Source organism: Edwardsiella hoshinae NBRC 105699 = ATCC 33379 (assembly GCF_000474215.1).
GTDB classification, from domain to species: Bacteria; Pseudomonadota; Gammaproteobacteria; order Enterobacterales; family Enterobacteriaceae; genus Edwardsiella; species Edwardsiella hoshinae.
Genome location: NZ_BAUC01000035.1, coordinates 51,305 through 63,964 on the forward strand (window position 1 = coordinate 51,305; position 12,660 = coordinate 63,964).

Annotated in this window: 11 protein-coding genes; 3 read left to right on the forward strand and 8 right to left on the reverse strand. The window is 57.7% G+C overall.

Annotated features, from left to right (window positions below; all coding sequences use genetic code 11):
- Positions 1-27: 27 nt before the first annotated feature.
- On the reverse strand, positions 28-1,350 hold the full coding sequence (gene deoA / locus EHO01S_RS14245; RefSeq protein WP_024524590.1) for a thymidine phosphorylase: 1,323 nt from the start codon (positions 1,348-1,350) through the stop codon (positions 28-30).
- Positions 1,351-1,457: 107 nt separating this feature from the next.
- Positions 1,458-2,237, reverse strand: a complete 780-nt coding sequence (gene deoC, locus EHO01S_RS14250) for a deoxyribose-phosphate aldolase (protein ID WP_024524591.1) — start codon at positions 2,235-2,237, stop codon at positions 1,458-1,460.
- 406 nt (positions 2,238-2,643) lie between these two features.
- Here deoC and EHO01S_RS14255 point away from each other — a divergent pair, with 406 nt between their 5' ends.
- Complete coding sequence (locus tag EHO01S_RS14255; RefSeq protein ID WP_024524592.1) at positions 2,644-4,191, forward strand: YjjI family glycine radical enzyme; 1,548 nt, start codon at positions 2,644-2,646, stop codon at positions 4,189-4,191.
- Positions 4,166-5,029 carry a YjjW family glycine radical enzyme activase gene (locus tag EHO01S_RS14260; RefSeq protein ID WP_024524593.1) on the forward strand — a complete coding sequence of 288 codons (864 nt, stop codon included), beginning with the start codon at positions 4,166-4,168 and terminating at the stop codon, positions 5,027-5,029. The genes EHO01S_RS14255 and EHO01S_RS14260 overlap by 26 nt, the downstream gene beginning before the upstream one ends.
- A gap of 53 nt (positions 5,030-5,082) precedes the next feature.
- On the opposite strand, the gene EHO01S_RS14265 is transcribed toward EHO01S_RS14260, so the two are convergent.
- From EHO01S_RS14265 to EHO01S_RS14290, 6 genes are all read right to left on the reverse strand, one after another.
- Complete coding sequence (locus EHO01S_RS14265; protein WP_024524594.1) at positions 5,083-6,348, reverse strand: NupC/NupG family nucleoside CNT transporter; 1,266 nt, start codon at positions 6,346-6,348, stop codon at positions 5,083-5,085.
- 298 nt (positions 6,349-6,646) lie between these two features.
- A complete protein-coding gene (locus EHO01S_RS14270; RefSeq protein WP_024524595.1) occupies positions 6,647-7,435 on the reverse strand; it encodes a TatD family hydrolase in 789 nt (262 codons plus the stop codon).
- Positions 7,435-8,451, reverse strand: a complete 1,017-nt coding sequence (locus tag EHO01S_RS14275; protein WP_024524596.1) for a patatin-like phospholipase family protein — start codon at positions 8,449-8,451, stop codon at positions 7,435-7,437. The genes EHO01S_RS14270 and EHO01S_RS14275 overlap by 1 nt, the downstream gene beginning before the upstream one ends.
- Before the next feature lie 226 nt (positions 8,452-8,677).
- The gene (gene prfC, locus EHO01S_RS14280) at positions 8,678-10,267 is read right to left on the reverse strand and encodes a peptide chain release factor 3 (protein ID WP_024524597.1); all 1,590 of its coding nucleotides are present in this window, start codon (positions 10,265-10,267) and stop codon (positions 8,678-8,680) included.
- Between the two features lie 190 nt (positions 10,268-10,457).
- Positions 10,458-10,904 carry a ribosomal protein S18-alanine N-acetyltransferase gene (gene rimI, locus EHO01S_RS14285; RefSeq protein ID WP_024524598.1) on the reverse strand — a complete coding sequence of 149 codons (447 nt, stop codon included), beginning with the start codon at positions 10,902-10,904 and terminating at the stop codon, positions 10,458-10,460.
- A complete protein-coding gene (locus EHO01S_RS14290) occupies positions 10,864-11,274 on the reverse strand; it encodes a DNA polymerase III subunit psi (RefSeq protein WP_024524599.1) in 411 nt (136 codons plus the stop codon). The genes rimI and EHO01S_RS14290 overlap by 41 nt, the downstream gene beginning before the upstream one ends.
- Before the next feature lie 173 nt (positions 11,275-11,447).
- Here EHO01S_RS14290 and rsmC point away from each other — a divergent pair, with 173 nt between their 5' ends.
- Positions 11,448-12,488: a 16S rRNA (guanine(1207)-N(2))-methyltransferase RsmC gene (rsmC, locus tag EHO01S_RS14295; protein WP_024524600.1), complete on the forward strand. Its 1,041-nt coding sequence runs from the start codon at positions 11,448-11,450 to the stop codon at positions 12,486-12,488.
- Positions 12,489-12,660: the final 172 nt, after the last annotated feature.

The window sequence follows — 12,660 nt, forward strand, 5'->3', positions numbered from 1 at the left end:
CAGACTCGGTTTACTCTTGGCTTACCGCTACTGGGTGATACGACGATACACCACCGGCGTCGCCTCAGGCGCCTTATCACCCAGTGTCACCGCCGCCCGCACCGCCTCGGCAGCCTGTTGCCAGCTCGCCTCATCGCGAGCATGCACCACGGCCAACGGACGCTGCGTGTCGACCTTATCGCCCAGACGAACCATCTCGGTCAGCCCCACGCTGTAATCAATGCTATCGCTGGCCTGGCGACGACCGCCACCCAGACCGACGACGGACATTCCCAGCGCCCGAGTATCCATCGCCGTGATAATACCAGTTTGTTCCGCAAATACCGGTTTACTCAATACGGCCTGCGGTAGATAGCGGTCATAATGCTCAACAAAGTCAAGCGGGCCACCCTGTGCCGCCACCATGCGGCCAAAGACCTCGGCAGCCTTGCCATTATCGAGCACCGCCTGCAGCTTGTGGCGTGCATCATTCTGATCGCTGGCCAATTTCCCGGAGATCAGCATCTCGACACACAGCGCCATGGTCACCTCAAACAGGCGCGGGTTACGGGCTTCCCCCGTCAGGAACTGCACGGCCTCACGCACTTCCAACGCATTACCTGCGCTGGAGGCCAGTACTTGATTCATGTCGGTTAGCAGCGCCGTAGTACGGCAACCGGCACCATTGGCTACCCCAACGATAGCTTCCGCCAACGCGGCGGACAGCTCGAAGGTTGGCATGAACGCGCCCGAGCCAACTTTCACATCCATCACCAAGGCATCCAAGCCTTCCGCCAGCTTCTTCGCCAGAATTGAGGCGGTGATCAGCGGAATGGAATCCACCGTCGCGGTGATATCTCGCGTCGCATAGAAACGCTTATCTGCCGGGGCCAATGAAGTAGTCTGCCCGATAATCGCGACGCCAACATCAGCAATAATGCTACGGAAGCGACTATCATCTGGGAAGATATCAAAGCCTGGTATAGATTCTAGCTTATCCAGCGTACCGCCAGTATGTCCCAAGCCACGTCCGGAGATCATCGGCACATAACCGCCACAGGCGGCGACCATCGGCCCCAGCATCAGCGAAGTGACGTCACCGACGCCCCCCGTCGAGTGTTTGTCGACGATCGGGCCGTTTAGGTGTAGCGCACGCCAATCCAACACGCTGCCAGAGTCGCGCATGGCCATGGTTAAGGCGACGCGCTCCGCCATTGTCATATCGTGAAAGAAGATGGTCATCGCCAGCGCGGCGATCTGCCCTTCCGAGACGGTGTTATCCCGGATACCATTGACGAAAAAGCGGATTTCGTCCTCGCTCAATGCGTGGCCATCGCGCTTCTTACGAATAATTTCTTGTGCTAGGAACAAGGTAACCCCCTGTTAAGCTGATTGTTTGGCGAGGATCGTCTGCGCGATCCCGCAGAGGTAAAGGCTGTTCATCTTTTTCAGGCCACCGTAGGCGGCCTGAGTGGGTATCAGTAGCTGCTACCGGTGCCCTTGGCGTCGTACCCTAAGGTCTGCAATAGGCTCGCCAACAGGCTAGAAGCCCCGAAGCGGAAATGACGACTATCGGCCCAGCCCTCACCCAGCAGACGATCGGCCAGCGCCAGGTATTGCGCGGCATCTTCCGCCGTACGTACGCCACCGGCGGGCTTGAAACCGACACTTTGCGCTACGCCCATGTCACGGATCACGCTCATCATGATCTCCGCACTCTCTAGGGTGGCGTTAACCGCTACCTTGCCCGTCGAAGTCTTAATAAAATCGGCACCGGCCTTGATAGCGATTTCAGAGGCCTTGCGGATCAACGCCGCCTCTTTCAATTCACCGGTTTCGATGATCACTTTCAGCAGCACGTTAGCGGCGGCGCAGGCGTCTTTACAGGCTTTCACCAGCTCGAAGCCCACCTGCTCATTACCGGCCATCAGTGCACGGTATGGAAAAACAACATCCACCTCGTCGGCACCATACGCGATAGCTGCACGGGTTTCCGCCAGAGCGATATCGATATCATCGTTGCCGTGCGGGAAGTTGGTCACTGTCGCGATGCGGACTTCCGGCGTTCCTTGTTCACGTAGGGTTTTACGCGCGATGGGAATGAAGCGGGGATAAATGCATACCGCGGCCGTGGTACCCACCGGGCTTTTCGCCTGATGACACAGAGCGATCACCTTCTCATCGGTATCATTGTCATTCAGGGTGGTCAGATCCATCAGGCGCAATGCGCGCTGAGCAGCAGTTTGTAACTCGGTCATAATACTCTCCAACTGGCTGAACGCGGCCCATGCCGGTTCAATCAAAAAAAACGGGACGGAGGTGCTAACGGCTTACGCCATCAAGTTATCCCACACGTTGGCGAGCGGACTTGGTTCCCTGAAGAGACACCCGGATACACCGCGATGTCACTGAGATCCTTCTCACCGCACAAAGCCCTTCTGGTGTGATGATTTGAACACAAAACCTCCGCCATATTTGTGTTCACTGTCACATTAGATGAAAATCACAATGCAACATTATCTATTTATATGTGACTTTAATCACAAATAAATCGCAATTATCGCCTACGCATCGATCAACGCAGTCAGCTGCGAGGCGGATCACCTCTCGCCACCTCGCTTATTCGTAATCTGATTGCCATCCTCATCATTAACGGTTGCGACTATGTCTGAGATCATCGATAGCGCATTACGCCAACACTGCATGGCCATCGCCTGCGATCCCCATCTCGCTCCCGAACAGAAACGCCATTTCTTGGCATTGGAAGCGGAAAACCAGCTACCCTATCCGCCGCTACCCGACGACGCTCGGCAAGCCTTGGACGAAGGGGTCATCTGTGACATGTTTGAAGGCCACGCACCCTACAAACCGCGCTACGTCTTACCGGACTATGCCCGATTCTTGGCTCAGGGATCGGCGTGGCTGGAGCTCGACGCGGCGCAAGACTTCGATGATGCCCTCGCGATGTTGACCATTCTGTATCACCATGTCCCATCCGTCACATCTATGCCGGTATTTTTGGGGCATTTAGATCAACTATTACTACCTTATGTTGGAATTCTAACAGATAAAGAATTATATATCCGTATAAAACGGTTTTGGCGTTACCTGGATCGCACTTTTCCCGATGCCTTCATGCATGCCAATCTGGGACCCGCCGATAATCGGCTAACACATCTCTTCCTGCGTGCCGATGCCGAGTTAGCGCAAGTCGTGCCCAATCTAACCCTCCTCTACCATCCCCAGCTCACCTCAAACGCCTGCCTGCAACAGGCGATCGAGAACATCTGCCACTGTGCCAAACCACACATCGCCAATGCCGCACTGCATGATAAAATTTTCACAGCGGGCGGCTATGGTATTGTCAGTTGCTATAACTCACTGCCGCTGGCAGGGGGTGGCAGCACCCTGGTACGTCTCAACCTTAAAGAAGTCGCGCTACGTAGCCAGGGAGAAGCGGACTTTTTTCAACGCACCCTGCCCGATTACTGCCAACGGCAAATCGCCATCCTCAACGCACGTGCTGACTTCCTGTTCGAACGCTCCCACTTTTTTAGCCAAAGTTTTCTGGTACGAGAGGGACTGATCGATCCTGCGCGTTTTGTTCCGATGTTCGGCATTTTCGCCCTCGCCGAGGCGGTTGAAATCCTCACTCAGCAAGCGGGAACCCTGCAACGCTACGGGCAGGATGAACAGGCCAATGCCCTGTCGTATCGCATCAGTGCCTGGTTAGCGGATTTTGTTGCGGCCACCCCGCTACGCCACGCCTGGCGGCAACATGCCCTGCTGCATGCCCAGTCGGGTATCAGCAGCGATCGCGGCACCACACCGGGAACCCGCCTGCCCTACGGCCAAGAGCCGGATCCCGTCAGCCATCTGTTGGCCGTGGCCCCGCATCATGCCTATTATCCCGCAGGGATCAGCGATATCTTGACGCTAGATCCCACCGTGCAGCGCAATCCCCAGGCGCTGATGCAACTCTGCTTAGGTGCCTTCTCCGTCGGGATGCGCGAATTCACCGCTAATGTCGCGGGGGCCGAGTTGGTACGCGTCACCGGTTATATGGTGCGGAAATCCGATCTGGAACGTTTTCAACACGAGGGCTCTCGCCTAAATACCACCTGGCTGGCTGAGGAGGCCGCACGGAATAGCGGCATGTTGCAACGACGTGTACGCGTGATCAGCCATGAGCAGCAAATGCGCTTTAGTTAATAAGCTGCTCCCCTTCTCCTGCGTCGATGGGCCGGGTAGTCGCTTGGTGCTGTTCCTACAAGGCTGCAACCTACGCTGTCGCAGTTGCCACAATCCCTACACTATTGGCCGTTGTGACCATTGCGGACGCTGTGTGGCAGATTGTCCGCATCAGGCGCTTAGCCTGTGCGACGGGCAAGTAGTCTGGGATGAGGCCCGCTGCCAGCAGTGCGACACCTGCTTGCAACACTGTCCGCGTCAAGCCAACCCGATGGCCTTCTCCCTGCGCGTTGAGGAGGTGTTAGTGCAGTTGCGTCGTCAAGCGCCATTCATCAACGGCCTCACCGTCAGCGGCGGCGAAGCCACCCTGCAACTGCCCTTTCTCCTGGCGTTGTTTCAGGCGATTCGGCGAGATCCACTACTGCATAGGCTCAACTGTCTGGTCGACAGCAATGGAGAATTGGCACTGGCTGGCTGGCGGCGGTTGCGCCCCTGGTGCGATGGCGTGATGGTCGATCTGAAGGCTTGGGACAGCGAGCACCACCGCTGGCTGACGGGACGCGACAATCGGCGCATCCTGCAAAGCATCCGTTGGCTGGCGCAACAGCACCAACTGGCCGAGCTACGCCTACTGGTGATCCCACAGCATAGCGACTACCTTGAACACTGCGACGCCTTGGCCGAGTTCATCCTAGCACTGGGCGAGGTTCCCGTACGACTGAATGCCTTTCACCACCACGGAGTCTATGGTTCGGCGGCGACGTGGCAGCATGCCGATCAGCAGACGATTGAACAGCTGGCCCAGGCATTGACGGTGCGCGGCGTGGCTCACGTGATCCGCCCGGCGCTATACCTATAAAAAAATACGCCCCACCGAAAGGCGGGGCGTGTCTTCATCAGCAAAGCCGCAACTTACAACGCCAGGAAAAAACCGGCGATGGTCGCGCTCATCAGGTTAGAAAGGGTGCCGGCCGCGACGGCGCGCAGGCCGAAACGAGCGATGTCATGACGACGCTTCGGCGCCATGCTGCCCAGTCCGCCTAACAGGATCGCCACCGAGGAGAGGTTGGCAAAACCACACAAGGCAAAAGAGATGATAGCCTTGGTATGGTTCGAGAGCACCTGGAGGCCTGCCGCGGCGACATCAGCATCCGACTTCAGATATTCGCCGAAGTTCATATAGGCGACGAACTCGTTGACGATCAATTTCTGGCCGATAAAAGAGCCGGCAACCTGCGCCTCGCTCCACGGGACGCCGATCAGGAAGGCGATCGGCGAGAAGACCCACCCCAGGATCAACTCCATGGAGAGCTGCGGGTAATCAAACCAGGCACCGATCCCACCCAGCATACCGTTCAACAAAGCAATCAGCGCGATGAAGGCTAACAACATCGCCCCCACGTTCAAGGCCAACTGCAAACCGGAGGCGGCGCCCGAGGCCGCAGCATCGATCACGTTAGCCGGGCGCTCCTCGGCGGCCACCAACTTGCTGGCATCTTCACGATCATGCGTCTGCTCGGTTTCCGGTACGATCAGCTTAGCAAACAACAGACCACCCGGTGCGGCCATGAAAGAAGCCGCGATCAGGTATTCCAGGGGGACGCCCATCTGGGCATAGCCAGCCAATACCGAACCGGCGACGGAGGCTAACCCCCCACACATCACCGCGAACAATTCGGATTGTGTCATGGTCGCAACGTAGGGGCGCACCACCAGCGGCGCCTCGGTCTGACCGACGAAGATATTAGCCGTCGCCGACAACGACTCGGTACGCGACGTTCCCAGCAGCTTATGCAACGCGCCGCCCAGAACTCGGATCACCAGTTGCATGATGCCCAGATAGTACAATACCGCGATCAGCGAGGAGAAAAAGACGATAACCGGCAAGACGCGCAGGGCGAAGACGAAGCCACCGCCACCGAACATCTCGAACATTTTATCGGACACCAGTCCGCCGAACATGAAGGAAATACCCTGATTACCATAGGCGATAACGTTTGCTACACCGTTAGACATCGCCCCCAACATGTCGCGCCCTGCCGGTACATACAGCACAAAAGCGCCGAGGCACACCTGAACCGCAAAGGCACCAGCCACGGTGCGCACTCGAATAGCGCGGCGGTTATTGGAAAGCAGCACGCCGAGTAAGATCAGCGAAACCATTCCCACCACACCCATTAAAAGTTGCATGGTTATTATCCCTGTTGTGTGAGTCTTTGATCAAAGGCTTACACGCCCAATGGCGCAAGCCGTCTCCTGGTGCCAGGCAAAAAACAGGAGGGGTCCATCGCCGGCGGTCGAATTATAGCGAGGCATCGAGGCTATTTGCGCGCATCGCTCACAAATTTATACAACTTGAAGCAAGTTAAATTGTTAAAAAGTGATTTATATCACATCATTTACTCGTTTGCGCGTTGAAAAAACAGCGAAGATAGCCAGGCTACCTCGCTGAGCGCAAGGGGAGAACGGCGGTACCTTAGGCGGATGGCGGCAAGGTGAATAAACGACGCGTATTACGATACAACGCATCGGCGATCACCTCGGGTGACTCTGAGCGTAACTGACAAAGGGCGGCGAAAACACGAGCCAACTGTTCGGGACGATTGGCCTGTCCCTGAAAACCGGATAACGGCATATCCGGTGCATCGGTCTCCAACACCAGTGCGTGCAACGGTAACGCCGCCACCACAGCACGTGTCTTCTGCGCTCGCGCATAAGTGATGGTACCGCCGACACCGATGGCGTAACCAAGCCGAACGAAAGCTTCGGCCTGGGAGAGACTGCCGGAAAAGCCGTGCACCACGCCGGTACGCGCCACGGGCTGGCGACGCAGCGTCTGCGCCAACAGATCGTGGCTACGACGCGAATGCAAGATCACGGGCAATGCGTAACGTTGAGCCAAGCTGAGTTGCGCCTGGAGCAGCGCCAACTGGCGCGCCGGTTGTACGGCCTCACCATAGTGATCTAAGCCGATCTCGCCCACGGCAACGATCGTCGGATCACGCTGCGCCAATGCCTGCTCTAGTTGCACCACATCTTCATCACAATGCTGCTCGATGTATAAGGGATGGAGTCCCAAAGCCGCATACAGCATCGGGTGAGCATGCGCCAGCGCCACGACCTGGGCGAAGCGTGCGGCAGCGACGCTAGGGACGATGATGGCCTCAACCCCCACCGCACGAGCACGTTGCAAGCTCGCCGCCTCATCGCCACAGAATGGCGCAAAGTCGAAATGACAGTGGCTGTCGATCAGACGCGGCCGCATCACGCCGAGGCCTCCAGCCACTGCGCATCAGCCGCGGAGGGCACAGAAAGCGGCGTCTGGCGCGTCGGGCCATGTGCATGGGCCGGCAATTCACGCGGTAGCAACCAATGACCTACCGCCGCCAGAAAATAACGGGCACAGCGCCGCCCCAGATGATAGTCAGTATTCAACGCCGCCACGGTGCTACCTAGCGCATGGCTCGCCAAGGGCTTAGGGGGATAGATCTCGAAAATACGCAAATGCCCCGGCGGCTGCTCGATAAAACGCTGTGTGCGGCGATAGCTCTTTTCGTGATACTGCATCATGCGAACCATTTGCTGAAGGCTACTCTCGCTGAGTAACGACTCCATCCGCTTGACCCAACGGGGGGTATAGAACATCTGTGACGGCACAGTACGCACCACCACAATGGTATCCGCCCCCAGGCGATAAGCCTCACGCACAGGAATGGCATCGCTGATCCCCCCATCCTGGTAAGTCTCGCCATCCAACTCCACCCCACTACGGTAGAAGCCGGGAATCGCACTACTGGCCTTGATCACCTGCAACCAATCGTCGCGCCGCGCCGGGAAGTAGGTGGCGCGGAAATCATCGCTACGGCTGGCAACCATATAGAACTGGCGCTGCTGGCCGAGCATACGTTCGGCACGTTCGAAGGCCAGCGGCATGTCGCAATGGGTACGATCCACCAGCCAGTCGAGATCGATCAGATGCCCGCCACGCACAAAGCGCAACGGATTGAAGAAATCGATCCGGGTGGTGTAGCGAGTGATCACCCGTCGGGCGTAACCGGGCTGACCGCAGACAAAGGCGGAAAGATTCTGTGCGCCGGCGGAAGTGCCCAGATAGAGATCGAAGGGGTTGAAGCGCGCACGTAGAAACTCATCCAAAACGCCGGCGGTGAAAATCCCCCGCTGCCCCCCCCCCTCGCACACGAGGGCGATCTTCCCCGGACGATAAGGCTTATAAGCCAAAGGTTCAATATTTCCCAGGGTAATAGGTATTCGGTAACCCACGTTGCACCTCATAACGACCTGATCGCTCGGAACGCATGCACCCACACCGGTGCACACCTCGCTGATCCGTTAAGCATACCTTGGATAAGCTGGCGGAATAAGTCCAGTCCGGTGAGGAAATATTCATATTCTGTCCGCTTTGGTTGTCGCCGTGCCGCACCAGATAGCAACAACGGGCCTGACGGCCCGTTGTGCGGATGGCGACTCGCTCAGCGGCAAGAAGCGATCAGTGTTCGCGCGTCTGGCGGAAACGCACTTCGGGGTAGCGTTCCCGCGTCAGATTCAGGTTGACCATGGTCGGCGCGATATAGGCTAAGTTGTCACCGCCATCCAACGCTAAGTTTTGCTCGTTCTTCCGCTGGAATTCGTCGAACTTCTTGGCATCGTCACACTCGACCCAACGCGCGGTAGAGACGTTGACCGACTCATAGATCGCCTCGACGTTGTACTCGCTCTTCAGGCGGGCCACCACCACATCGAACTGTAGCACCCCGACCGCACCGACGATCAGATCATTGTTGGCCAACGGGCGGAATACCTGTACCGCGCCTTCCTCTGAGAGCTGTACCAGCCCCTTCAGCAACTGCTTCTGCTTAAGCGGATCACGCAGGCGAATACGACGGAACAGTTCCGGCGCAAAGTTGGGAATGCCGGTAAACTTCATCTCTTCACCTTGAGTGAAGGTATCACCGATCTGGATGGTGCCATGGTTATGCAGACCAATAATATCGCCCGGATAGGCTTCCTCCACATGGGCACGGTCTCCGGCCATGAAGGTCAATGCATCGGAGATCACCACATCCTTGCCGGTACGCACTTGGCGCAATTTCATCCCTTTGTCATAACGCCCGGAGACCACACGCATAAAGGCCACCCGGTCGCGATGCTTGGGATCCATATTGGCCTGGATCTTAAACACGAAGCCACTGAACTTCTCTTCGGCGGCGCTGACTTCACGCACGTCGGTCATCCGTGGCATCGGGGCGGGAGCCCAGGCTACCAAGCCATCCAGCATGTGATCCACGCCGAAGTTACCCAGCGCGGTCCCGAAGAAGACAGGCGTCAGCTGGCCGCTGAGGAACGCCTCCTGTTCGAACTCCGTCGAAGCGCCCTGGACCAGTTCCAGCTCTTCACGCAGCTGCGCGGCCAGATCGTCACCCACCGCCTCGTCCAACTGCGGGTTATCCAATCCTTTGATCACCCTCACCTCTTGGATGGTATGCCCTTTACCGCTCTGGTACAGGTAGGTTTCATCCTTATACAGGTGGTAGACCCCCTTAAACAGCTTACCGCAACCAATAGGCCAGGTGATGGGCGCACAGGCGATCTTCAGCTCATTCTCCACCTCATCCAACAGCTCCATCGGATCGCGAATGTCACGGTCGAGTTTGTTCATAAAGGTCAGGATCGGCGTATCACGCAAGCGCGTCACCTCCATCAGCTTGCGAGTCCGATCCTCAACGCCCTTGGCGGCATCGATCACCATCAGACAGCAGTCCACCGCCGTCAGGGTACGGTAGGTATCCTCGGAGAAATCCTCGTGCCCCGGGGTATCCAGCAGATTCACCAGGCAATCGTGATACGGGAACTGCATCACAGAGGTCGTAATCGAGATCCCGCGCTGCTTCTCCATCTCCATCCAGTCAGACTTGGCATGTTGGCTCGAACCGCGGCCCTTGACCGTCCCGGCGACCTGAATCGCCTGTCCGAACAGCAGCACTTTTTCGGTGATGGTCGTTTTACCGGCATCGGGGTGCGAGATGATAGCAAAGGTGCGCCGTTTGGCGACTTCGCGAGCGTATTCACTTGGCGACATGATTTTCTGTTCTGTATTTGGGCTGCCCTGCCCGCCGACGCGAGCTAACGGCGTCTATCCGCGGGCAACACAGGGGTAAATGGGTCATAAGCGCGCCATTTTCCCTGATTTAGCCAGGTTAGACAACGCGCAATTTTCGTTACTCGCATACAGCAAGGCGCGGGAAACGGCTGGGCACCGGGCATTAGCGCTAGCCGAGCGGCAGCGCCATGATACGCGCATCCTCGCGCCCATCGGCGGTCGGGTAGTAGTTACGCCGCAGCGAAACCTCGTTAAAGCCCAACGCTTGATACAGGGCGATGGCGGGCCGATTGGAGTCTCGCACCTCCAGCCAGAGTGTCACCACACCGCGCGCCGTCAGATCGTCGATCAGGCGCTCAAGCAACTGACGCCCCAATCCTTGGCGCTGAAAGCCGGGGGCGACCGCGATGTTAAACAGTGTCGCCTCATCCAGCACCACCTGAGTGATGGCGAAAGCCGCCAGCTGTCCCTGGGACTCCAACTTCAAATTGTAGTAACGCTCTCCCTGGTTGCCGACAAAGGTATGGCGCGTCCAAGGAAAGGCGTGGCTGGCACACTCCACGCAGTAGGCGGCGTCAATGTCCGCCGAGGTCAGGGAAGAAATGGTGTTGCTCATGACAAATTTGCTGCCATAGGGCGCGCTTGGCGCCGGGGTTATGATAAAGCGCACTAAGCGCCGAAGTATGTAGCTGCACTTCTGCCGGGGCGCTATCCCCCAACCACCAGCAGAGATAACGCTGACGCTGATCCAGCGTCGCATACTGTTCCGGGGTCAGGATCACCGCCTGCTCCGCCGTCAGTGACAGCGCGCGCAGAATATCGCACAACAACAGGTCATCCGGCGATAACGGTGCCTGTGACACGATCAACAACCGCGTCTGGGGCGACGGCGTGATGGCGACTTCGCCACGCAATAGCGACGGACGGCGTAGCATCCACTGGGTCACGCCAAGCTGCTGTAAAAGTCGATCGCGTCGCGAAACCATACTACTCCTGCCTCATTGGCACCGTGCGGCGCCGGAAACTCATGGATGCTTGTCTGACCTACTATGCTAACAAACCCCTGGCCCCGCTACCATCCATGACAGACGACGCCGAGTTTCAGAACCTCGCTGAAAGCTTTATAATCGCCGGCCAGCCCATTGAGGAGTTTTGTGTCATGTCCGCTTTTACCCCGGCCAGCGAGGTCATTCTACGCCACAGCGAAGAATTGGCTTCACGCCGCATCCTGTTCGCCGGCGATCTACAGGATATGCTGCCCGCGCAGTTTGATGCCCTTGAGGTGCGCGCCCACACCACCCAGTATCACCACTGGCAAGCGCTGCAAGCCACCATGGGTGAACGTTGTCTGTTCTCCCTGGAGGCGCCACACGCCTTTGTCGCCGACATCGATACCCTGCTCTACTATTGGCCGAAGAGCAAACCCGAGGCCGTATTCCAACTCACGCAGCTGCTATCGGTGCTACCGCAGGGGTGTGAGGTGTTTATCGTCGGGGAGAACCGCGCCGGGGTGCGCAGCGCCGAGGAATTAAGCGCCGAGATGGTGGCGCTGACGAAAATCGACAGTGCTCGCCGCTGCGGCCTGTATCACGGCCAATTAAACCAGCCGGTCGCCTTCGATCTGGCTGACTGGTGGATGAGCTACCATACCGGTTCGTTGCACATCGCTACGCTGCCGGGAGTATTCAGCCGCGATGGGCTGGACATCGGTAGCCATCTGTTGCTCTCTTCGCTGCCTCATGGTCTCAAAGGGCGTGTGCTGGATGTTGGCTGCGGCGCCGGGGTACTCTCCGCCGCCATCGCTCGGATATCGCCACAGACGACTCTCACGCTGTGCGACGTCAACGCCGCCGCGCTGGCGGCCAGCCGTCAGACTCTGGCGCAAAATGATATTCCAGGCGAGGTGCTTGCCAGCAATGTCTTCTCCGACATTAACGGACGCTTCGATCTGATCATCTCCAATCCGCCCTTCCATGATGGGGTACAGACTAGCCTGTTGGCCGCACAGACCCTGATCCGCGGGGCGATCAGCCATCTACAGTTGGGCGGCGAGTTACGCATCGTCGCCAATGCTTTCCTGCCGTATCCGCAAGTATTCGATGCGGTGTTTGGCCGCCATGAGGTAGTCGCCCAGACCGGAAAGTTCAAGGTATACTCCGCCATCCTCGACCGTCCGGCGCTAGAACACAGCCGCCGTTAATCCCCTAGACCGGCTGCGCCGGCCCTAATTCGCCAACAAACGACGACAAGAGGGCTGGGGCGGCCAAATTTACATCGAACGCGGAAAATTCGGCAAATAACTGTTGACGCCGCGACGAAAATCTCTAGAATTCGCCTCCGTGGTTACGTTACTCCATAGTAACGCAACGGTA

Coding starts and splice junctions, on each gene's coding strand:
- deoC (WP_024524591.1), bottom strand. CDS start 2,237: ATGACCGAGTTACAAACTGCTGCTCAGCGCGCATTGCGCCTGATGGAT.
- EHO01S_RS14255 (WP_024524592.1), top strand. CDS start 2,644: ATGTCTGAGATCATCGATAGCGCATTACGCCAACACTGCATGGCCATC.
- EHO01S_RS14260 (WP_024524593.1), top strand. CDS start 4,166: ATGAGCAGCAAATGCGCTTTAGTTAATAAGCTGCTCCCCTTCTCCTGC.
- EHO01S_RS14265 (WP_024524594.1), bottom strand. CDS start 6,348: ATGGGTGTGGTGGGAATGGTTTCGCTGATCTTACTCGGCGTGCTGCTT.
- EHO01S_RS14270 (WP_024524595.1), bottom strand. CDS start 7,435: ATGCGGCCGCGTCTGATCGACAGCCACTGTCATTTCGACTTTGCGCCA.
- prfC (WP_024524597.1), bottom strand. CDS start 10,267: ATGTCGCCAAGTGAATACGCTCGCGAAGTCGCCAAACGGCGCACCTTT.
- rimI (WP_024524598.1), bottom strand. CDS start 10,904: ATGAGCAACACCATTTCTTCCCTGACCTCGGCGGACATTGACGCCGCC.
- EHO01S_RS14290 (WP_024524599.1), bottom strand. CDS start 11,274: ATGGTTTCGCGACGCGATCGACTTTTACAGCAGCTTGGCGTGACCCAG.
- rsmC (WP_024524600.1), top strand. CDS start 11,448: ATGTCCGCTTTTACCCCGGCCAGCGAGGTCATTCTACGCCACAGCGAA.